The organism is Arcobacter sp. CECT 8983 (assembly GCF_004118855.1).
In the GTDB taxonomy this organism is placed as follows: domain Bacteria; phylum Campylobacterota; class Campylobacteria; order Campylobacterales; family Arcobacteraceae; genus Halarcobacter.
Window position 1 is genome coordinate 833,028 of sequence record NZ_PDKF01000004.1, and the last position, 23,442, is coordinate 856,469.

20 protein-coding genes and 1 pseudogene are annotated in these 23,442 nt (G+C 27.1%); 14 read left to right on the forward strand and 7 right to left on the reverse strand.

The genetic code is table 11. The features are described 5' to 3' along the window. Nucleotides 1-37: 37 nt before the first annotated feature. The 3 genes from CRV01_RS07150 (at nt 38) to CRV01_RS07160 (ending at nt 6,140) form a co-directional block, all read left to right on the forward strand. Nucleotides 38-2,104, forward strand: a complete 2,067-nt coding sequence (locus CRV01_RS07150) for an EAL domain-containing protein (RefSeq protein ID WP_129007488.1) — start codon at nt 38-40, stop codon at nt 2,102-2,104. A gap of 83 nt (nt 2,105-2,187) precedes the next feature. Then, nucleotides 2,188-4,437, forward strand: coding sequence for a methyl-accepting chemotaxis protein (locus tag CRV01_RS07155; RefSeq protein ID WP_129007489.1), 2,250 nt, complete (start codon nt 2,188-2,190; stop codon nt 4,435-4,437). A gap of 110 nt (nt 4,438-4,547) precedes the next feature. Beyond that, entirely contained in the window at nt 4,548-6,140 is a 1,593-nt protein-coding gene (locus CRV01_RS07160) for an ABC-F family ATP-binding cassette domain-containing protein (protein ID WP_129007490.1), read from the forward strand. A 21-nt stretch (nt 6,141-6,161) separates the two neighbouring features. Here CRV01_RS07160 and CRV01_RS07165 read toward each other — a convergent pair whose 3' ends face one another. Further along, a complete protein-coding gene (locus tag CRV01_RS07165; protein ID WP_129007491.1) occupies nt 6,162-6,635 on the reverse strand; it encodes an acyl-CoA thioesterase in 474 nt (157 codons plus the stop codon). Nucleotides 6,636-6,846: 211 nt separating this feature from the next. On the opposite strand from CRV01_RS07165, the gene CRV01_RS07170 reads away from it, so the two are divergent. From CRV01_RS07170 to CRV01_RS07180, 3 genes are read left to right on the forward strand one after another with little or no spacing between them, the layout of a single operon-like run. Continuing rightward, nucleotides 6,847-7,632 carry a phosphate/phosphite/phosphonate ABC transporter substrate-binding protein gene (locus tag CRV01_RS07170; RefSeq protein ID WP_129007492.1) on the forward strand — a complete coding sequence of 262 codons (786 nt, stop codon included), beginning with the start codon at nt 6,847-6,849 and terminating at the stop codon, nt 7,630-7,632. A 16-nt stretch (nt 7,633-7,648) separates the two neighbouring features. Further along, nucleotides 7,649-9,130, forward strand: a complete 1,482-nt coding sequence (locus CRV01_RS07175) for a HAMP domain-containing sensor histidine kinase (protein WP_129007493.1) — start codon at nt 7,649-7,651, stop codon at nt 9,128-9,130. Next, entirely contained in the window at nt 9,127-9,699 is a 573-nt protein-coding gene (locus CRV01_RS07180; RefSeq protein WP_129007494.1) for a PleD family two-component system response regulator, read from the forward strand. The genes CRV01_RS07175 and CRV01_RS07180 overlap by 4 nt, the downstream gene beginning before the upstream one ends. 7 nt (nt 9,700-9,706) lie before the next feature. Here CRV01_RS07180 and ligA read toward each other — a convergent pair whose 3' ends face one another. Further along, nucleotides 9,707-11,653 carry an NAD-dependent DNA ligase LigA gene (gene ligA, locus CRV01_RS07185; RefSeq protein ID WP_129007546.1) on the reverse strand — a complete coding sequence of 649 codons (1,947 nt, stop codon included), beginning with the start codon at nt 11,651-11,653 and terminating at the stop codon, nt 9,707-9,709. A gap of 17 nt (nt 11,654-11,670) precedes the next feature. Beyond that, nucleotides 11,671-12,369 carry a class I SAM-dependent methyltransferase gene (locus tag CRV01_RS07190; protein ID WP_309109207.1) on the reverse strand — a complete coding sequence of 233 codons (699 nt, stop codon included), beginning with the start codon at nt 12,367-12,369 and terminating at the stop codon, nt 11,671-11,673. 106 nt (nt 12,370-12,475) lie between these two features. Here CRV01_RS07190 and CRV01_RS07195 point away from each other — a divergent pair, with 106 nt between their 5' ends. The 8 genes and pseudogenes from CRV01_RS07195 to CRV01_RS07230 all read left to right on the forward strand — a co-directional run bounded on the left by CRV01_RS07195 (nt 12,476) and on the right by CRV01_RS07230 (nt 20,913). Next, a complete protein-coding gene (locus CRV01_RS07195; protein WP_129007496.1) occupies nt 12,476-12,823 on the forward strand; it encodes a hypothetical protein in 348 nt (115 codons plus the stop codon). Next, nucleotides 12,823-13,578 (forward strand): fructosamine kinase family protein, encoded by a 756-nt coding sequence (locus CRV01_RS07200; protein ID WP_129007497.1) that lies wholly within the window; start codon nt 12,823-12,825, stop codon nt 13,576-13,578. Before CRV01_RS07195 ends, CRV01_RS07200 begins: the two co-directional genes overlap by 1 nt. After that, nucleotides 13,578-14,384 carry a DUF1853 family protein gene (locus CRV01_RS07205; protein ID WP_129007498.1) on the forward strand — a complete coding sequence of 269 codons (807 nt, stop codon included), beginning with the start codon at nt 13,578-13,580 and terminating at the stop codon, nt 14,382-14,384. The genes CRV01_RS07200 and CRV01_RS07205 overlap by 1 nt, the downstream gene beginning before the upstream one ends. 76 nt (nt 14,385-14,460) lie before the next feature. Next, a pseudogene (locus CRV01_RS07210) lies at nt 14,461-16,854 on the forward strand (methyl-accepting chemotaxis protein); the annotation flags it as partial. A gap of 693 nt (nt 16,855-17,547) precedes the next feature. Beyond that, on the forward strand, nt 17,548-17,757 hold the full coding sequence (locus CRV01_RS07215; protein ID WP_129007500.1) for a DUF4492 domain-containing protein: 210 nt from the start codon (nt 17,548-17,550) through the stop codon (nt 17,755-17,757). A 2-nt stretch (nt 17,758-17,759) separates the two neighbouring features. Next, entirely contained in the window at nt 17,760-19,286 is a 1,527-nt protein-coding gene (locus CRV01_RS07220; protein WP_129007501.1) for a cytochrome ubiquinol oxidase subunit I, read from the forward strand. A 1-nt stretch (nt 19,287) separates the two neighbouring features. Further along, entirely contained in the window at nt 19,288-20,421 is a 1,134-nt protein-coding gene (cydB, locus tag CRV01_RS07225; protein WP_129007502.1) for a cytochrome d ubiquinol oxidase subunit II, read from the forward strand. Between the two features lie 126 nt (nt 20,422-20,547). Beyond that, the gene (locus CRV01_RS07230; RefSeq protein WP_129007503.1) at nt 20,548-20,913 is read left to right on the forward strand and encodes a NifB/NifX family molybdenum-iron cluster-binding protein; all 366 of its coding nucleotides are present in this window, start codon (nt 20,548-20,550) and stop codon (nt 20,911-20,913) included. Between the two features lie 41 nt (nt 20,914-20,954). Here the strand turns inward: CRV01_RS07230 and CRV01_RS07235 are convergent, their stop codons facing one another. From CRV01_RS07235 to CRV01_RS07250, 4 genes are all read right to left on the reverse strand, one after another. Beyond that, nucleotides 20,955-21,134: a DUF1653 domain-containing protein gene (locus tag CRV01_RS07235; protein WP_129007504.1), complete on the reverse strand. Its 180-nt coding sequence runs from the start codon at nt 21,132-21,134 to the stop codon at nt 20,955-20,957. 16 nt (nt 21,135-21,150) lie between these two features. Further along, entirely contained in the window at nt 21,151-21,702 is a 552-nt protein-coding gene (locus CRV01_RS07240) for a YSC84-related protein (RefSeq protein WP_129007505.1), read from the reverse strand. Between the two features lie 66 nt (nt 21,703-21,768). Continuing rightward, entirely contained in the window at nt 21,769-23,169 is a 1,401-nt protein-coding gene (fumC, locus tag CRV01_RS07245; RefSeq protein ID WP_129007506.1) for a class II fumarate hydratase, read from the reverse strand. Between the two features lie 129 nt (nt 23,170-23,298). Then, the coding region (locus tag CRV01_RS07250; RefSeq protein WP_164970003.1) for a fumarate hydratase C-terminal domain-containing protein at nt 23,299-23,442 on the reverse strand (144 nt) is incomplete at its 5' end.

Here is a 23,442-nt window from a genome sequence, read left to right on the forward strand (position 1 = left end):
TATAATATTTATTTATATTTTATTATTAAGGATAATCTTGGCTTTTATTACAGATGTTTACTATAAAGAGCTATTTGAAAATGCACCTATGCCTATGTTTATTATTGATGATGGATTAATAGTAGAAGCAAATGATGCCATGGCTAATGTTTTTAAAGTTAATACAAAAGAAGATATATATAAATTACACCCTTCTCAGTTATCACCTAAATATCAGCCAGATGGTAAAACTTCTGAAGAAAAAGCAAATGAAATATTTGAGTCTTGTCTTAAATACGGATTTGTACAATTTGAATGGTTACATAAAGACTTAGAAGATAAAGAGTTTTTAGTTGAAATTACTTTAAAAACAATAATCATAAATCAAAAACAAATGTTTTTTACAACTTTTAGAGATATTACTAAAGAAAAAGATTATGAAGAAAACTTAAAAAAGAAAAATGAAAAATTAGAAAATAAAAATAAATACTTTTTAGAAATAAATAAGATATTAAAAACAGACCATCAATGGGAACAACTTATTGATAAAATTTTCTTATTAGAAGAGTTTAGAAAAGCTTTAGACGAGAGTTCTATTGTTTCTAAAACTGATAAAAAAGGTATTATCACTTATGTAAATGATAATTTCTGTAAAATTTCTGGATATCAAAGAGAAGAACTTCTAGGTCAAAGTCATAATATAATTAGACACCCTAATACAAAAAAAGAGTTTTTTAAAAATCTTTGGGAAAAAATTACAAATAAAGAAGTATTTAAAGGAATAATAGAAAATAAAAAAAAGAATGGAGATTCTTATTTTGTTGATACTACAATTGTTCCTATTTTAGATAAAAATGATGAAATAGTAGAGTTTATTGGTATAAGAAATGACTTAACACAAGTTTTTGAAAAAGATAAAGTAATATATGAGCAATTTACTGATGATCTAACCTCTTTACCAAATAGACAAAGACTATTAGATGATATAAAAAAGTTTGTAAAGCCTAAATTAGCTTTAATTAATATCGATAGATTTAAAGATATAAATGATGCTTATGGTTTTGAAGTAGGGGATGAAATACTTAAAATCCTTTCAAAAAGACTTATAAAATATAAATCAACAAATCTAAAAGTATATAGACTTTCAGGAGATGTTTTTGGTTTATTAGCTTATGGAAATATTTCAGAAAAAGAGTTGTTAAAAACAACAGATAGTATTATTCATAATCCTTTAGTTCAAAAATATAATATAAATAATTATGAATTTGATATTTCATATACTGTTGGATTAGCTGGACATGATGATAAACTATTAACTCAAGCAGAAGTTGCTTTACAATGGGCAAAGCGAACACATAAAGATATTGTTCTTTTTGATGAAAATATGCCTGCTTATAAGGAATTAAGAGAAAATATTGCTTTAACAAAGCAGATAAAAACAGCAATAGAAAATAATAATATTTTAATTTATGGTCAAAAGATTGTTTGTAATACTTCTAATGATTATAAGTATGAGACTTTAATGAGATTAAAATTAGAAGATGGAACTATAGTGTCTCCTTTTAAATTTTTAAATCATGCAAAAAAAGCTAGATTGTATCCTTTGATGACAAGAATTGTTATTGATAAAGCCTGTAATTATTTTAAAGATAGAGATGAAGAGTTTTCTATTAATTTAATGATTGAAGATATTAAAGATAGAAAAACTATTGATTATCTTATTTCTAAATTAAAAGAGACAAATACTGCTCATAAAATTACTTTAGAAATAGTTGAGTCTGAAGAAATTGAAAAATTTGAAGAAGTTGGAGAGTTTATTAAAGAAGTCCATAAACTTGGTTGTAAAGTTGCAATTGATGATTTTGGTACAGGATATTCTAACTTTGAGTATATTATTCAACTAAAAGTAGATATTTTAAAAATAGATGGTTCTTTAATTAAAAATATTCATATAAATGATAATTTAAGACTTACTGTTTCTACTATTGTAAACTTTGCAAAAGTTTTAAATATTCAAACAGTAGCAGAATTCATTCATAATAAAGAGGTTGATGAGATAGTTAAGTCTTTAAAAATTGATTATTCCCAAGGATTTTATCACCATGAACCTGAGTTGTTAAACTAAGTATATTTTTTAATCTCAATCTATTACTTTTTTGATACTATTTAGTTATATAATTTGATATAACTAATTTCTTAGGGGAATAGATGAAAAATTTAAAAATTAAGATGAAGCTTGTAATCTTAGCTTTAGCATCTACTTTTGGTTTTCTTTTAACTGCATTTTTTGTTAATAAAATAATTCAAGATTTTCATGTCTTAGCAGAAAGTCAACTTTTAGTTGAAAGACTTAGTTCAAACACTTATGAATTAAGAAAGCATGAAAAAGATTTTTTAGCTAGAAAAGATTTGAAATACAAAGATAAATTTCTAAAAACTGTTGATGATTTAGAAAACAATAAAAAAAGACTTTTAAAAGATTTAAAACAAGAAAATATTGCAACAGAAGATATTGAAACATTTTTATCTTATGTAAAAGAGTATGAACGTGTTTTTTTAGAATTAGTTACAATACAACAAAAAATAGGACTTAATCCTAAAGATGGTCTATATGGTAGTTTAAGAGCTTCTGTTCATAAGGTTCAAGATTCAGCTAAAAAGTCAAATAGCAATGAGCTTCTTGCTATTGTTTATGATTTGAGAAAACAAGAAAAAGATTTTATGTTAAGAAGAGATTTGAAGTATGTAAAAAAGTTTGAATCTAAAATTGATAAATTATTAGTTTCTTCTACTTTAATGACACCTGAAAGAGTAAAAAATCTTGAAACTTACAAAAAAGATTTTTTATCTTTAATTGATGCAGAAGTAAAAAAAGGTCTTACTTCAAATGATGGTATTATGAAAGAAATGAGAACTACAATTCATAAAACTGAGAAAATGCATGCAAAAATGACTGAAGATATTTTAAATGCAATTGAAGACAAGTTTACTCAAATCAAAATTATGATTTTTACATTAATTGTTATTTCTATTATTTTAGTATTAGTATTTAGCTTTTATATTAGTAATGGACTTAATAAAAGTATCTATGCTTTCCAAAAAGGTTTAGAAGAGTTCTTTAGATATTTAAATAAAGAGGTTGATAGTGTAAAACTTTTAGATGATAGTTCAAAAGATGAAGTAGGAACAATGTCTAAAGTAATCAATCAAAACATTAAAAATATTGAGCTTGAATTAGAAAGAGAAAAGAATGTTATAAATCAAGTAGTTCAGGTTATGCATGAATTTGAACAGGGGGATTTATCTCAAAGAATCAATGTTTCAACTAGAAATCAAGGTCTAAATGAATTATTAACAGTTGTTAATAAAATGGGTGATAACCTTGAAACAAATATTAATAAAGTATTGCTTGTATTAGAAAGCTTTTCTAATCTTGATTTTAGAGTAAAAGTTGATAGTCAAGGAATTAAAGAACATCTTGAAAAGCTTGCACTTGGAGTAAATAACTTAGGTGAAGCAACAACTAAAATGCTACAAGATAACAAAAGAAATGGGCTTATACTTCAAGACTCTTCTTCTATATTATTAGAGAATGTAAATAATCTAAACAATGCTTCAAATACAGCAGCAGCATCTCTAGAAGAAACAGCAGCAGCTTTAGAAGAGATTACTTCAACAGTAAATAATAACTCTGAGAAAATGTATCAAATGTCTAATTTAGCAAGTGATGTTACATCTTCAGTTTCAACTGGTGAAAACTTAGCTTCTAGAACAACTGCTTCAATGGATGAAATAAATGAAAAAGTTGGAGCTATTAATGAAGCAATTACAGTTATTGACCAAATTGCATTCCAAACAAATATATTATCACTAAATGCAGCAGTGGAAGCAGCAACGGCAGGGGAAGCTGGAAAAGGTTTTGCAGTAGTTGCAGCTGAAGTTAGAAATCTTGCTTCAAGATCAGCCGAAGCAGCAAAAAAGATTAAAGGTTTAGTTGAGGATGCAAATATAAAAGCAAATGAAGGGAAAACAATCTCTACAGAGATGATTCAAGGTTATTCTCAATTAAATACAAACATCACTAAAACAATTGAACTTATAAATGAAGTTTCATCAGCTTCTAAAGAGCAACAAGTAGGTATCTCTCAAATCAATGATGCTGTAAATTCTTTAGATAAACAAACACAAGAAAATGCATCTGTTGCAACACAAACATATGATATTGCAACACAAACTGCAAAAATCTCTGAGGATATTGTTGAAGAAGCAGATAAAAAAGAGTTTGATGGAAAAGATAATATAAATATTGATTCAATTAAAACAAAAAGTACAAAGGAAAAAACAGTTCAAGCTACTACTGTAAAAGCAAGTGCAACAAAGATTACTAACTCAATACAGCCTCAAACAAAAACAATAACTGCAAACAATACAAAAGATGATGAGTGGGAAAGTTTTTAAGCTTTTCTCACTCAAAAGTTATATAAAAATAGATTATAAAAATCTCTAAATGTATTTATAGTTTATTTTAGATATAATCGCCTAAAATCAAGAACAAAAAGGTTAATTTTATGGTTCAAGTAGTAAATCTTAAAAAAGCATTCGGTCCTAGAGTGTTATTTCAAGATATCAATTTAAAACTAGATCAAGGGAAAAGATATGGTCTTATTGGTGCTAATGGTGCTGGTAAATCTACTTTTCTTAAGATTCTTTCTGGTGAAGATGATGCAACAGAAGGTGAAGTGCAAATTCAAAATGGTAAAAAAGTTGGAACGTTAAGCCAAAACCAGTTTGCATACGAAGAGTATTCTTTATTTGATACAGTTTTATTAGGAAACAAAAGATTATACAATGCAATAAAAGAAAAAGAAGAATTATATATGAGTCCAGAGTTTACTGATGAAGTAAATAATAGACTTGCAGAATTAGAAATTATTTGCGTTGAAGAAGACCCAACATACGAATATGATGTAAAAATTACAAAAATTTTAGAGGATTTAGGTTTTCCTGCATCTCAACAGACTGATTTAATGTCATCATTAACAGGTGGAGATAAGTTCAAGATTCTTTTAGCACAGGTTTTATATCCAAAACCTGATGTATTATTTTTAGATGAGCCTACTAATAACTTGGATATTGAAACTATTGGATGGTTAGAAAACCAACTTCAACACCACGATGGGACAATGGTTGTTATCTCTCACGATAGACACTTCTTAAATGCAGTATGTACTCATATTTTAGATGTTGACTATAAACAAATTAGAGAGTTTACAGGTACTTATGATGATTGGTATATCGCTTCAACAGTATTAGCTAAACAAGCACAAGCTGATATGAATAAAAAGCAAAAAGAGAAAGAAGAACTTGAAAAGTTCATTGCTAGATTCTCTGCAAATGCGTCAAAAGCAAAACAAGCTACATCTAGACAAAAACAATTAGATAAATTAGATATTGGAAAAATTGAAATTTCAAGTAGAAGAGATCCATCAATTATTTTCAGACAAAAAAGAGAAGTTGGTAAAGAGTTATTAACTGTTAAAAATATCTCTAAATCTTATGATGAACCAGTACTAAATGATATTTCATTTACAGTTGAAAAAGGTGATAAAATTGCACTAATAGGTCCAAATGGTATTGGAAAAACAACGCTTTGTGAAATATTAGTAGGAAATGTTAAACCAGATTCTGGTGAAGTTCATTGGGGTGCTACTATTCAAAATGGTTATTTCCCTCAAAATGCAACTGATATTATTAAAGGTGATATGACTTTATATGATTGGTTAAGAAGTTTTGATAGAGATGCAGATATCAATGAAATTAGAAACTGTTTAGGAAGAATGTTATTCAATGGTCAAGAGCAAGAGAAAAAAGTAGAAGCTTGTTCTGGTGGGGAAAAACATAGAATGTGGTTATCTAAAATCATGTTAGAGCAACCAAACTTTATGGTACTAGATGAGCCTACAAACCACTTAGACTTAGAGGCAATTATTGCACTTGGAGAAGGATTACTTGAATATCCAGGGTCTGTAATTTGTGTTTCTCACGATAGGGAGTTATTAGATGCTTACGCAAATAGAATTATTGCAATTCAAGAAGATGGTTCTATTGTAGATTTCAAGGGAACTTACGAAGAATACATTGAGTCAAAAGAAGCTAAATAAGCTTCTTTTGATTTATTAATATTAATGACTTTTTGAGTGCTTTGAAGACATTCTAAATTCTCTTCTTTTTAGAGCATCGTTATATCTTCTTTTTTCATCTTCTGTTTCAGGTGCTAATTTTGGTACAGGAACTGGGGTACCTTCTTCATCAACTGCAACCATTGTAAAGTAACAAACATTTGTGTTTTTTAAAGTATGGTCTTTAATATCTTCTGAAATTACTTTAATTCCAATTTCCATTGAAGTTCTACCTGAGTAGTTTACTGAAGCATGAAATGTTACTAATGAACCTATTTTAATAGGATCTTTAAATAAAACCATATCAACAGAAAGTGTTACAACATATGTTCCGCAGTATCTAGCAGCACACGCATAAGCTACGTGATCAAGCATTTTCAGAATTTCCCCACCATGAACTGTATTTCCTGTGAAATTTGCTTTATCTGGTGTCATTAGCATTGTCATTGTTAATGATTTGTCTTTTCTTGTACTCATCTTATAGCCTTATATAATTTACTAGTCTTATTATATGTAATAAAATAAAAATAAAAGACTGATTTATAAAAAAAACTTATTAGATATAAAAAACTATATAAAAAAGTAACATTTTAATTTCTGATAAAAATTTGAAAAAAACATATTCTTTTAATACTATTTGAATACTATTAAGTGTTATAATAATTTTAATATATTAAAAGGATATCATATGAAACAAGTTTTTTATCTATTTTTAATTTTTGGTATAAGTGCATTTGCGGTAGAACTTACTTTAGGTGTTGTTCCTCAACAAAGTCCTTTAAAACTATCAAAAAAATGGAAAAAAATAACTCAATATTTGCACAATGAAACAGGAATTAAAGTTATATTTAAAACCCAAAGATCAATTCCTAGTTTTGAGAAAGTTTTATACTCTGGTGGGTATGATATTGCTTATATGAATCCTTATCATTTTATAGTTGCTAATAAACAGCAAAATTATGAAGCATTTACAAGGGCAAATAAACAAATAGAAGGTATTTTACTTAGCAAAGATAAAAATTTCAAAGTAGATAAAAATTATTTAAAAGATAAAACATTTTTATTTCCTGCTCCAAATGCTTTTGCCGCAACTTTACTTACAAAATATGAGTTAAGAAAACTTTATAATTTTAATGTGGATAAAGATGCAAAAGTTTTATATGTAAATTCCCATGATTCTGTTTATAAAGGAGTTGCAAGAGAAGTTGGAGATATAGGTGGTGGAATTGTAAGAACATACAATAATTTTATAGATAAAAATGATAAAGAAAAAATATCTATTGTTTATAAAACAAATGCTTATCCAAGTCATCCAATTGCTGCTCATCCAAGAGTAAATAATGAGATAGTAAAAAAGTTACAAGATGCATTTTTAAATATGCCTAATGATTTAAAAAAAATCTTAAGTATAAAAAAGTTTATTAAAACTGATTCAAAAGAGTATGAAGTAATTAAAGAAGTTAAGTCAAATTAGTTGACAAAGGAAAGTCATGTCATTTAAATATAGATTCATTTTATCTTTTGTATTGCTAGAAATATTCTTTATTATGTTAATTGTATCAGTTAACTTTATTGCAATAAATAATTCTTCTAATAAACTAATAAAAGAGCAAATTGAGTCTAATATAACTTTTCTAGAAGAGATGTTAAAAGTACCATTAAGTATTTATGATTTGGCAACTATAGATAATCTTTTATATAAAACTGAAGAGTTAAGTCATATTAATTCTATTGTAGTTTTAGATTCAAATAAAAGAGTCTTATCTGAAGTATATAATTTTCAACATTTTTCTTTAGAAGAGTTAATTAAATTTCAAAAAGATTTTAAACATGAATTAGATGATGAGAATTATGAGATAAGATATAAAGAGATTAAAGAAGGTGAGACTCAATTAGGAAGTCTTTATATAGTTTTTGATACTTCTGAAAATAAACAATTTATTTCAAAAAATATTAGAAATACACTTAGTATCATTTTTGTAGAAATACTTTTTTCTACTCTTCTTTCATATCTTATAGGGTCTAGATTAACAAGAATGCTAACAAACCTTTCTGATGTAGCAAAAGAGATTGGAGAAACAAAAACCCCAGAAATACCATATAGAAATAATAAGGATGAAATAGGAGTTTTAGCAAATTCATTAAATAAAATGCAATTTGATTTAAAAATTAGACGAGAAAAACTAAAACATTTAACAAAAAGTCTAGAAGAACAAAAAGAGGAGTTATTATTTGCAAATAAAGCAAAAGATGATTTTTTAGCAAATATGAGTCATGAATTAAAAACACCATTAAACTCTATAAATATAATAAGTTCAGTAATGTCTAAAAATAAACCTAGTAATCTAAGTGAAAAAGATATTTATAATTTAAATATTATAAATAGATGTGGTCATGATTTATTGTATTTAATTAATGATGTATTAGATATCTCAAAACTTGAAGCCAAAGAGATTCGTTTATATAAAGAAGATATAAATATAAAACTTTTAATAGAAAGTATATGTGAAACATTTAAGCCACAAGTTCTTAATAAGAACCTAGAACTAATTTTTACTTGTAAGGATTCTATAGGCATTATTCATAGTGATAAACAAAGAATAAAACAGATTGTTGGAAATCTTTTAAGTAATGCTTTAAAGTTTACAGAAAAAGGAAAAATAGAGATAATTTTAAAAGATAAAGATAACTTTATAGAAATAATAGTAAAAGATGATGGAATAGGAATAAAAGAAGATAAAATAAAAGATATCTTTGATAGATTTAAACAAGCAGAAGAGAGTATTTCACGAAGATATGGTGGTACAGGATTAGGACTTGCAATTTGTAAAGAATTAAGTATTTTATTAGGTGGAGATATAAAAGTTGAAAGTATTTTTGGAAAAGGAAGTACTTTTAGTGTTCTTATTGATAAAAATGAAAATGAAATAAACTCTTCAAATAATGTGATGGAAATAAAGGATAAAGTATGAATGATAAATTCAAAATTTTAATCTTAGATGATATTGAAGATAATATATATTCATTAAAATTCTTAATAGAGAGTAATTTTGATGATATTGAAATATTAGAAGCTACAAATGTACAACAAGCAATATTACATATTATGAAAAATGATATAGGTTTGATTTTAAGTGATATTCAAATGCCTGGAGTTGATGGTTTTGAGTTTGTTAAGTATTTATCAGAGATTGAAGCTACTAAGGATATTCCTGTAATGCTTATAACTGGTATTTACAATGACATAGAACATCAGAAAAAAGCCTATGCAAGTTCCTCAAAGGTTATAGACTTTATCTCAAAACCTATAGATGATGAAATATTTTGTTCAAAATTAAATATCTACCTTCAATTATTTGTGGAGAATAAAAAACATAAAAAAGATCTAGAAGAGAAAGATAAACTCTATGAAGAGCAAGTCAAAATAAATGGTATGATTGATGAATTAGATTTAAAATATAAAGATCTTATGGATTTAGATGATTATTTGATTGATCTACAAAAATTAGTTGATAAAGATATTCAAAATAACAAGAAGTAGAGATGACTTAAATCATCTCTAACATCTGTTCTTCCGTAAGAGTAGTTACACCTAACTCAACTGCTTTGTCATATTTACTTCCAGCATCTTCTCCATAGATTAAATAGTCAGTTTTCTTTGACACAGATGAACTTACTTTTGCACCTAAAGCTTCAAGGTCTTTTTTTATAATACCTCTACTTTTACTCATAGTTCCTGTTAAAACAACAGTTGTGCCTTTAAAAGCATTTTCACTTACTTCTTTTTTCTCTTCAACTTTTGGATTGATTATTTCAATAAGTTTTGTTACTAAATCATGATTTACTCTCATGAAATCAACAAAAGATTTAGCCATTTGTTCCCCAATTCCATCAAGGGCAATAAGTGAATCTAAATCTATATTAATTACTTCTAATCCAAACTCTAAGCAGATTTGTTTTGAAGCTACTTCTCCAATATGTTCTATTCCTAGAGCATTTATCACCCTATGAAGTTCTATTCCTTTTGTTTTTTCAATAGCATTTAGAAGATTAGATATTTTTTTCTCTTTAAAACCTTCTAAATCTTGTAAATCTTCATATTTTAAAGAGTATAAATCTAAGATATCATAAATCTTTTTTTCATTTACAAGTAGTTCTACAATTTTGTTTCCTAAACCATCTATATTCATACAATTTTTACTAGCAAAATAAATAATAGAGTTTGTAACAATACTTGGACAATCAAGGTTTTGACACTTGATTAAAGTACCTTCATCATGGAGTTGACTATCACATTTTGGACAGTTTGTTGGTCTAGATATTTTTTCTTGGCTTCCATCTCTTCTATCATGAAATACTTTAGTAATCTTTGGAATAATATCTCCACTTTTGATAATAATAACTTCATCATTGATTCTTAAATCAAGTCTTTCTATCTCATCATAGTTGTGTAAAGAAGCTCTTTCAACCATACTTCCATCAATATGAGTTGGTTCAACAACTGCAACAGGAGTAATAACACCTGTTCTTCCAACTTGTTGGATGATATCTTTTATTTTTGTAGTTTTTTCTACTGCTGGGAACTTATAAGCACAAGACCATCTAGGAAATTTAACTGTATAACCTAACTCTTCTTGTGTTTCAATATCATCGATTTTTACAACCATTCCATCAAGCATCATAGGAATATCATTTCTTGAAGCTATGATTTCATGGTAAACTTTTTCAATGCCTTCCACATCTTTTACAACTACTTGTAAAGGAGGTTTTACAAAACCAAGGGAATAGATATAATCCATTTTTTCTGAGATTTTTTTAAACTCTAAAGAGTTGTCTCCTACACCCCAAACATTAAAAAATAGTTTTCTAGCTGCTGTGATACTAGGGTCTAGTTGTCTTAAGCTTCCAGAAGCTGCATTTCTAGGATTTGCAAAGGGTTGTTCATCATTTGAAAGTCTAAGCTCATTGATTTTTTCAAAATCAGATTTTTTGATAACAACTTCACCTCTTATTTCTAAAAGACCTTTTTCTTTTATTTGAAGTGGAATAGAGTGGATAGTTTTCACATTGTTTGTAACATCTTCTCCCACAGATCCATCACCTCTTGTAATAGCTTGCTTTAAAACACCATTTTCATAGATAAGATTCAATGAAGCTCCATCAAATTTAGGTTCACACATAAACTCTAAGTTTGTATTTACTTTTTTTGCTCTATTTATCCAGTCCGATAACTCTTGTGTATTAAAAACATCTTCTTGTGACCACATTCTAGAAAGGTGAGAGGCTTTTACAAAACCTTCTAAGACCATTCCTCCAACTCTTTTATTTGGAGAGTTTGGGTGAGAATTTTGAGGATATGTTTGCTCATAGGCTAAGCAAGTACGTGCAAGTTTATCATACTCTTCATCTGTAGCAATTGGATTGTCTTCTACATAATAAGCATGTGCCCATGAAATAAGTGTTTGAATATTGTTGTTGTATTCTTCTTGTGTGATTATTTCTTCCATATTTTTTATACCTTTTGTAATATATCTACTCTAAATGGTTTTAAAAATGTTAATTTTTCACCACCAAAGCTTTCGTATTTTTCTTTAACTTTTTGTCTTAAATTTTCATCTATAGTATTATTGTTATAAGTTACATTCATCATTTTTTCTTCAAAATCTTCAAAGCTTTCATATGTAACTTCACTTTGAAAAAAGATTTCTTGAAATAGTTTAAACTCTTCTTTTTCTACTGCCTCTTTTATAGCTTCAAAGGCATCAATTCTTTCTTGTTTTTCATTGTGAAACAATCTTATAAGTTCATTTTGATTGCCTTGAAAAAGTGGTTCAGAAATATAAGCAATACCATTTGGTTTTAAAACTCTTTTTATTTCACTTAATGCTTTTGTCATCATATTTTTTGGAACATGATGAAATGATTTGAACATAAAAACAAAATCAATTGAGTTATCTTCTAGTGGAATATCTTGAGCTCCTGCAAGAATAAACTCTATATTATCTATGTTTTCTTTTAGATTTTTTTCATGTTGAATCTTATCTACTTCACAAGCAATAATTTGTCTATCAAAACCATTTTGTGCAATCATTTTTGTCATGCTTGCATTTCCACAACCAAGCTCTAATATCTTTTTATTATTTAAATTTAGTGTTTCTATTAAATATGATTCATTTATTGTTTGAGTAATATTATTTTTTAATAGCTTCAAGTAAATCCTTTTGAAAAGTGTATTATACAAAAAGAACTTATGTAAAAGAATAAACACATAGCTATTTTGTTAAAATATTAAGATTAAAAATTAGGAGTGAATCAAATTGAGTTATGAAGAGATATTTATTTTAGGTTGGAATTTAAACCTTTTAATGTTTTTTATAAATTTAGCAATTGCAATTAGAACTATGAATCAAAAATCAAGGGAACAGTTATTAGAAGAGAATAAAATCTTAACTGAACTTAAAATGGAGTTTGATTTATACTATCCATATAGAAGATATGAGACTTTAATAACTTATTTTATCCCTTTTACTGCATTTTTTAGAATGTCATATAGAATTATTGAGATGTTATCATTTTTCTCTAAAAATAGAGGAAGTACATTAATTGATTATATGATTTATAAATATAAAAGTGATATAGAACTAGCAAAAAACAGGTTAAAGTAGTGTCAATTTTTGTAAAAGAAAATTTTTCTAGTAATAACTCTTTATTAAAAGAGGTACAAGGATTAAGATTAATACAAAAATTAATAAATGATGAAAAAATAGAAGAAATAAATACTCCACATATATATAAAGTATCAAAAACTAGATTAGAAATTCAAAAGATTAATTCACAGGTTTTTACTGGAAAATCTATGAAAAAACTAGGTATTGGTCTTGCAAAGTTGCATAAAGTTTCTTTTGAAAAATATGGTTTAGAAAATGATAATTATATTGGATTATCAAAGCAGAGCAATATTTTATCAGATAATTGGGGAGAGTTCTTTTTTGAGTACAGGCTTCTTTTTCAGATTTCACTTATTAAAAATAGTTTATTAGCTTTAGAGTTTGAAACTATTTTAAATAAAAATAGAGTAAAGATAATCTCCTTTTTAAACAAATATGTAGATAAACCTTCTTTAGTACATGGAGATTTATGGTCAGGAAATGTACTTGTGGATAAAAATGAAAAAGTTTATTTAATTGATCCTTCTGTATATTTTGCCCATAGAGAAGTTGATATTGCAATGACTCACATTTTTGGTGGTTTTACAAAAGAGTTTTATGAGGCTTATAATGAAGAGTATCCTTTAGAACAAGAGTTTGAAACAAGAAAAGAGATTTACAATCTTTATCATTATTTAAATCATTACAATCTTTTTGGAAGTTCATATTTAGGTGAGTGTAAAAAAAGAATAAAATTAATTGATGAAATGTAATGGATAATTTAAAAGAACAGTTTTTAGGGTTTTACAATACTCCTGTTCTCTTTGATGAACTATATAGTTTAAAACAGTTCTGTTTTGATGAAATAAACACTTCAAATTTACAAATTGAAGATATAAAGATTGATACTAAACTTCCTTTAGGTAAAAGAGTAGAATACTTTTTTGAACACTATTTAAATCTAACTACTAGATACAAGCTAATTAAAAAAAACATACAAATAATTAAAGATAAAAATACTTTGGGTGAATTGGATTTTATAGTATTTGATAAAAAAGAAAACTGCTTTAAACATATTGAGTTAATCTATAAATATTATTTATATGATGTAAGATTAGAAAAAGAGCTTGATAGATATATTGGTCCAAATAAAAACGATACTTTAGTTAGAAAACTAACAAAACTAAGAGATAAACAATTACCCTTACTTTTTAAAGATGTTACAAGAGAATATTTATCTGAAATTGATTTTAGTAATATAAAGCAAGAAGTCTGTTATAAAGCAAATATTTTTTTACCTTTTTATCATAAGGCTTTACAAATAAAATTTCAAGATAGTATAAAAGGTTACTATTTAGGGTTTAATGACTTTGAAAATGATGATATTTTTAAGAAATGTAGTTTTTATATTCCCCATAGATATGATTGGGTTAATTTTGAAAAATATAATCAAGAATATATATCATATGAAAAAGCACTTGAACAAATAAAATTTTTCCATAAATACAATAAATCACCATTAGTTTGGGTAAATAATAATAAAACCATTTACCTATTGTTTATTACATTTTGGCATTAAAATAATATATGTAATCGCCATGTAACCAATAAGAGATAATATGTCACCTTAAAAATAATATTTAAGGCAAATTTTGATGCATAATATCTCTTTAAAAAATAAGATTCTACTTATTCTTACCCTTCCTATTATGACTATAATACTTCTTAGTGTTAATATTCTTCTTAACAAGCTTGATCAGAAAAACTCTATGGTAAATACAAAAAGTTATTTGGAGTTTACTATTCTTTCAAATAAAGTTCTAAGTTCATTACAAGAAGAAAGAGAAGTTAGTTTAATTTTTACTACAAGTTATGGCAAAAATAAAAAGAGTGAACTTTTAACTTTAAGAGAAGATACAAATAAAGAGATTGCTATACTAAATAACTATATTGAAGAGTTTGATTCTTCTAAATATGGTGTTGAAGTAACGCAGAAAATCAAGATATTAAAAAAGCAGTTAAATATAATATCTCAAATAAGAAATAAAGTTGATAATATTTCAATAAGTGATGAAGATTTACTTACTTTTTATAGCTCAATTATTAATACTATTCTTTCTTTTATGGATGAAATATTAAGTTATAGTAATGATGGAGAGTTATCGAAAAAACTACAAGCATATATCTCTATTGCTAATATTATAGAAAAAGCGACTTTAGAAAGAAGAGTTGTAAGAGAGATTTTTGAAAAGGGTCAATTATCAAATGAAGATTATCTAACTTTTACTTCATCTGTTGTAGCTCAAGAGACTTTTTTAGAACTATTCAAGAAAGTTGCTACAGAAGAACAGTTAAAATTAATAGAAAAAATGTCAACTTGCAAAGAGTGTAAACAAGTAGAAAGTTTTAGAAATATAATTTATAATAAAAGCCAAAAAGATAAACTAATCTCAGAGATACAAGCCTATTTAGGATATGGTGGTTTAATTCACAATTTTAAGGATTATGTTTTAAGTGGTGATGAAAAAAAACTAAACAAAATTCAAAAATTTCATACTTCTGTTTCAAGAAAAATAAATAGATATAGAAGACTTGATGGTATTACAAAAGAAGAGAAAAAACTTCTTAAAGATATTAAAAGAGTTTTTGATAATTATTTAGGTTCATCTTTGGACATTATGGAGGCATACTCTTTAAATAAATCAATATCTGAAATAAATGCAAATATTACAATAGATGATGACAAAGCAATTAAAGCACTTACTTTATTAAATTCAAATATGTATGGCGTTGATTCTAAAATGTGGTTCTTAGCTTCTTCAAATAGAATTGATTATTTTAACTCTTTATCAAATAGTTTAGCTGTAAATATTAAAAGATATATTGATAATAAAAATACAAGTTTAAACAGAGATTTTATTATGATGGTTACATTTAATATTATTATGCTGGTTATTGTATTTATTATAAGTATTTATATGACAAGAGTTATTGTTAAATCTTTAAGAAATTTTAAATCTGGACTTGAAGACTTCTTTATGTATGTTATTAGAGAAAAAGAGCATATTCATCCTATGGAAGTAAAAGGAAGTGATGAGTTTGCTTTAATGACAAAAGACATGAATGAAAAAATTAAAAGAATTGAAGCTTCTATTGAACAAGATAAAAAAGTTGTTAGTGAAATCTCTGATGTTATGGGTAAAGTTTCAAATGGTTTCTTTGAGTATAAAGTTCATGAAGTAGCTTCTACAAATGAAGTTGAGTCTTTAAAACAAATTATTAATAAAATGATTACTTATACCAAACAAAAAGTAAATAATATAAATAAAGTCTTAGATCACTATGCAATGGGGAAATATAACTTTAGATTAAGTGATGAAGAAAAAATTGGTATGTATGGTGACTTTGGTACTCTTTCTACTGGTTCAGTTCTTTTAGGTCAATCAACTTCTCAACTAATTGCAATGATTACAAATGCAGGACAAGAGTTACAAGAAAATACTAGAACTCTAACTCAATCATCACAAATGCTTTCAAGTAGTGCAAATGAACAAGCCTCTAGTTTAGAACAAACAGCAGCAGCAGTAGAAGAGATAACGAGTAATATGAAGTCAAGTTCAAGTGACGTAAGTAAGATGTTAAATATTGCAGGAGAACTTAATAATAGTGCAAAAGAAGGAAATGAACTAGCAAATAAAACTTCACTTTCTATGGATGAAATAAATGATAAGGTAAGTGCTATTAATGAAGCAATCTCAGTAATTGACCAAATTGCATTCCAGACAAATATTTTATCATTAAATGCAGCAGTTGAAGCTGCAACTGCTGGTGAAGCAGGAAAAGGTTTTGCAGTTGTTGCAGGTGAAGTAAGAAACTTAGCAAATAGATCTGCTGAAGCTGCAAGAAAGATAAAAACTTTAGTTGAAGAAGCTAGTACAAAATCTGATGAAGGTAAAACAATTGCAAATGAAATGATTGTTGGTTATGATAATCTATCAAACAAAATCTCACAAACAAGAGGTATCATTGATAGCGTAAGTTCAGCAATAAAAGAGCAAGAAACAGGAATGGTTCAGATTAACGATGCAGTAAACTTACTTGATCAAATGACTCAGAAAAATGCAACAACTTCTTCAAATATTGATAATCTTTCAAAAGAAGTTGAAAATCTTTCTACAAGATTATTAGGTATTACTTCTCAAGCACAAATAGATGATAAATATTATGATATGGTTGATGATATTAATCTTATTCAAGAAGTATCAAAATATAAAAATGACCATATCAATTTCAAAAGAAAGTTCTTTGATAATTTAGATAAGTTTGAAACTTGTACTGTAACTGATTGTAAATCTTGTAACTTAGGAAAATGGATTTTAACTTGCGAAACAGAACAAAGAGATTTTGTACACTCAAATGAGTGGAAAATTTTAAAGACAAAACATGAGCTTGTTCATAATAAAGTACAAGATTATATAAACCTAAATGCATCAAAGGTTGATAATAAATCACTTAAAACTTCAGCTGCCCAGATTGAAGATGCTACAACTGAAGTATTTAACTCTTTAAATGATATACTAAAATTAAATACACAACTACTTAGAAAATAAATTTTTAAAATAAGAACTATTTAATAAATAGTTCTTATCTCATATAAGCTTAACTTATAATAATCTTAACAAAAAATTAACTTTACAATTGTATAATTACACTATAAGTCTATATTATAATAGGATTATAAGATGAACAAATGTAAAAACTTTTTATTTATGTATATTGATGGCTTTAAAAATATGACTTTAGGTAAAACTTTATGGAAAATTGTTTTCATAAAACTTGCAGTTATTTTAATCTTCTTAAAATACTTCATACATGATAAAAATATAAAAACTGAATATATAACAGAACAAGAAAAAATAGATTTTGTTTATAAGAATATAACAAAGGAATAAAAATGGAAGAACAATTAGTAGATTGGTCAAGGGCTCAATTTGCATTAACTGCAATTTATCATTGGCTTTTTGTTCCCTTAACTTTAGGACTTGGGTTTATCATTGCATTTATGGAAACTATTTATGTAAAAACAGGTGATGAGTTTTGGAAAAAGACTACAAAATTTTGGATGACTCTTTTTGCAATTAACTTTGCAATAGGTGTTGCAACTGGTATTATAATGGAGTTTGAGTTTGGTACAAACTGGGCAAACTACTCTTGGTTTGTAGGGGATATTTTTGGAGCTCCCCTTGCTGTAGAAGGAATATTGGCTTTTTTTATGGAGTCAACATTTTTTGCAGTGATGTTTTTTGGTTGGGATAAGGTTTCAAAGGGCTTTCACCTTTTATCAACTTGGTTAGTTGCAATTGGTTCAAACTTAAGTGCACTTTGGATTTTAGTTGCAAATGGTTGGATGCAGTATCCAGTAGGTATGACTTTCAATCCTGATACTGTAAGAAATGAAATGAATAACTTTTGGGATGTTTTATTTTCTCCTATTGCTATTTCTAAATTTTTACATACAATTACAAGTGGATATATTGTTGCTTCACTTTTTGTAGTAGGAATTTCTGCTTGGTATTTACTTAGAAAAAGAGAAATTCTTTTTGCTAAAAAGTCTATGATAGTAGGAGCTACTTTTGGTTTGATTTCTTCTATATTTATTATTCTTACAGGAGATGAGTCAGCTCATCAAGTTGCACTTAAGCAACCAGTAAAACTAGCAGCAATGGAAGGTCTTTATGAGGGAAAAGAACAAGCTGCAATTGTGGGAGTAGGGGTATTAAACCCTAAAAAGACTCTAATAAATGATGAAGAGCCTTTTCTTTTTCAATTAGAAGCTCCTTATGCACTATCTTTTTTAAGTTATCATGATATAAATGCTTTTGTTCCTGGACTTAATGATTTAGTTTATGGAAATGAAAAATATAATATTGAAGCAGCACAATCAAAAATAGATAAAGGAAAAATTGCAGTAGAGGCTTTAAAAAATTATAAAGAAGCTAAAAAGAGTAATGACATAATAAAAGCATCACAATATCAAAAGGTCCTAGAAGAAAATATGCAATACTTTGGTTATGGACATTTAGAAAAACCAGAAGATATTGTTCCTCCTATTGCAATGACTTTTTATACCTTTCATTTAATGGTTGCCCTTGGAACTTGGTTTTTGATTCTTTTTGCTCTTTTATTATTTTTAACGCTAAAAAAAGAGATTATGAACTATTCCTTAGTTCTTAAAAGTGCAGTACTTTCAATTCCTTTAGGATATGTAGCAAGTGAAGCAGGGTGGATTGTAGCTGAAGTTGGAAGACAACCTTGGGCAATACAAGATTTGATGCCAGTTGGTGTTGCTGTAACAAATATTTCAACAACAAATGTACAAATTACCTTTTTCTTATTTGCCTTTTTATTTACTGCACTTTTAATAGCAGAAATAAAAATTATGCTTAAGCAAATAAAACTTGGTCCAAATGGAGGTTATTAAGATGTTTGAAGAATTAACACATTTACAATTACAACAATATTGGTGGATAATAATATCTTTACTTGGAGGTTTATTTGCTTTTATTATGTTTGTTCAAGGAGGACAAACTTTAATAGGAAGACTTTCAAAAGGTGATGAAGTTTTAAAAACTATGCTTATCAATTCACTTGGTAGAAAGTGGGAGTTAGGATTTACTACTTTAGTTTTATTTGGTGGGGCTTTATTTGCTGCTTTTCCTCTTTTTTATTCTACTAGTTTTGGAGGAGCATATTGGGTTTGGATGTCAATACTTTTTTGTTTTATTATTCAAGCAGTTAGTTATGAATATAGAAAAAAGCCTGATAACTTTTTAGGACAAAAAGTATATGAAAGCTTTTTGTTTATAAACGGGAGTTTAGGAGTTATTTTACTTGGAGTTGCAATAGCAACATTTTTTTCTGGTTCTTCATTTTTAGTAGATGATAATAATTTCTCCCATTGGCAAACACCTTACAGAGGACTAGAAGCCTTAACAGATGTATTTAATTTATCATTAGGTTTTGCTTTATTCTTTTTAGTAAGAATCTCAGGAGCACTTTACTTTATAAATAACATAAATCATGAAACAATAAAACAAAGAGCAATAAAAAGTATAAAAATTGATATGCTTATATTCTTATGTTTCTTTTTACTGTTTTTATATCTATTATTTACAAAAAGTGGTTTTGCTTATGATGAAAATGCAATTATTTTTATGCAAGAGTATAAGTATCTTCAAAACTTTTTAGATATGCCATTTGTTTTAGGTATGTTTGTTATTGGTGTTTTGATGGTAATTATTTCAGTTTTTGCAACAATTCATTTTAATATGACTTGTTGTATTAAAACAGGTGGAGTAGGGATTGTTTTAACTGTAATGGCACTATTTTTAAATGTTGGTTTTAATAATACAGCTTACTATCCTTCAACTTTTGATTTACAAAGTTCACTTACTATACAAAATAGTTCAGGAAGTCACTATACCTTAACTGCAATGTCATATGTATCGTTGATGGTTCCTTTTGTATTAGCATATATAACTTATGTTTGGTATCAAATGGATAAGGTAAAAATCACAAAAGAGGAGATAGAAGATCCTCATGCACACAATTATTAAGGAATGATGATGGAATATTTAAGTTCGATAGTATGGCTTTGTTTATGGCCGGTAGTTATTTACTTTTCATATAGAATGGTTTTAATAAATTTAAAAAAATTTAATACAAAAAAATAAGGATAAAAAATGATAGTATTTCCAGTAAAAACAAATAAAGAGAATGCTTCTGTATCACCACTATTTGGAAAAGCAAAATATTTTGCTTTTTATGACGGTGAAACAGTTAAAATTGAAGCAAACCCTTATAATAAAGGTTCAATGATAATTGATTGGTTTTTAAGTAAAGGTGTCGATAAAATAGTTATTAAAGAAATGGGAATAAAACCCTTTAATAAACTTAAAAATACAAATATAAAAGTTCTTTATGCTGGAGATGATAAAGTTACTACAAATGAAGTAATAGAAAACTTTGAAAATAATACATTAAAGCTTATTTCTGAGGAAGAATTATTAATTATAGTAAAAAATCATAAAGGTGCTAAAGCTCACTAGAAATTAAAGATACAAAGAGTTTCTTTGTATCTTTGGTTTAATTATTTATTATTTACTTTTTTAAACTTTGAGTAAAACTCTTCTTTGCTTCTTACAAATTTGTATTCACAATCATCAGTTGTGTATAAAACACCTTCTACCCAAACATCGTCAATTTGGATTTTAACTTTATCTTCTAAAACATAGTAATTATTACCTTTGTAGGTATATTTATTATTCATACTTTGTAATGTCCTTTTAGTTTAAATCACTATCTTTCCAGTATTTTGTACCTTGAATAGTTGCTTGTAGTGCTAAACCATTTTTAGTAAGTTTATAAAGATGAACACCCGGTTGTATGGTAGCTGAACCTTCAACTGATCCACCTTTTTCTCCTGATTTTGCTGCTACATCAGCTTGTGCATTTGCTTCCCATCCATATTTTAAAAATGAATCAAAAGTTTTTTTAGTATCAAAGATAAATATTGCTCTAAAATCTTTTACCCCTGCACCAAAACCGACACCAGCAGATGCCATTTTCATGTAAGTTCTTTTTTTAGTAGAGTTGTTAACTGCAACTCCATATCCACCTTCTGCTGAAAATAATATAAGATTTATACCTATATTGCTAAAGGTTGCATAACCATATGCATTTGAAATTTCATTTTTTGCTTTTGGATATGTTTTATATAACATATTTAAAGTAGTGTTACTCTCTTTATTTATCTCTAGTCTCTGTTCAGAAATAGAATCAGCTTCTAGAAATAAAAAAGAAAATAAAAAAAGTATTACTATTTTTGATATTTTCATTTTTTACTCCTTTTTAGTAATTCTACAAAAAAATAAATATTTAAACTTTAAATATTCATTTTAGTGTTATTTCTTAGGATAAGTCATCTCTTCTGGTTTAACATACTTTTCAAAATCTTCTTCACTTAGAAGTTTTAATTTGATAGCTTCTTCTTTTAAAGTTGTTCCATTTTTATGAGCAGTTTTAGCTATAAGCGCAGCATTTTCATATCCAATATATGGATTAAGAGCTGTTACTAACATCAATGAGTCATTTAAATATTTTTCTATATTTTTCTTATTTGGCTCAATTCCTACTGCACATTTGTCATTAAAGGCAAGCATAGTATCACTTAGAAGTTTTATTGATTGTAAGATATTATATGCAATTACAGGCTTAAATACATTTAGCTCAAAGTTTCCTTGAGATGCACTAACTGAAACAGTTGTGTGATTTCCCATAACTTGAACAGCAACCATAGTCATAGCTTCACTTTGAGTGGGATTTACTTTCCCTGGCATGATAGAACTTCCTGGTTCATTTTCAGGAATATTAAGCTCACCAATTCCACATCTAGGACCAGAAGCCAACCATCTAATATCATTTGCTATTTTCATAAGGTTTGAAGCAAGGGCATTTAAAGCTCCACTTAATACAACTTCACCATCATGGGCAGTTAAAGCATGAAATTTATTTGGATGAGATTTAAATTTATATTTTGTTTTTGTCTGTTTATTTAATACTTTACATACCTTTTGAGAAAACTCTGGATGTGAGTTAAGTCCCGTACCAACTGCTGTTCCACCAATTGCTAGTTCACAAATATATTTCATACTATCATCAATTTGCTCTAAAGCTTTATTAAGCATATCAACATAAGCACTTAATTCTTGTCCTAAAGTAAGTGGAGTTGCATCTTGTAAGTGAGTTCTTCCTATTTTTACTATATTGTTAAACTCTTTGCTTTTTTTCTTAAAAGTTTTTCGTAAAGTCTTAATAGCTGGGATTAATTGTTTTTGTAATTCAAGTACAAAAGAGATTCTCATTGCAGTAGGGTAGGTGTCATTTGAACTTTGTCCCTTGTTTACATCATCATTTGGATGTACAAGTTTTTCTTTTCTAAAATCACTTCCTAAAATCTCAGTAGCTCTATTTGCAACTACTTCATTCATATTCATATTTGATTGAGTTCCAGAACCAGTTTGCCAAACTACAAGGGGAAAGTTTCCTTTTAGTTTGCCTTCAATAACTTCATCGCAAGCTTGTTTTATAGCTTTACATTTTTTATCATCAAGTCTTTGAAGTTTGTTATTTACTATTGCGCAAGCTTTTTTTAAAAAGCTAAAACCTTCTACAACTTCACTTGGCATTGTTTCATTTCCAATAGGAAAGTTTTCTATACTTCTTTGAGTTTGTGCAGCCCAATACTTATCGTTTGGTACTTGCATTTCTCCCATAGTATCTTTTTCAATTCTATAATCTTTCATTTACTATCCTTTTTAGAGATTGTATATTATATCATAGTTTGAAACATAATTTTAATAATTGATATCAAAAAGGTGTGAAAAAAAGTAGAAGTGTTACAAAGTGAAGTTTCCTTCACCTTGTAAAAAGTTTTAAATAGCTCTCCACTTAGCAGGGCCAGTAGTATGAATAGAAGTACCTTCTGTATCAACTGCAACAGTAACAGGCATATCTTTTACTTCAAACTCATAGATAGCTTCCATTCCCATCTCTTCAAATGCTAATACTTTTGCATC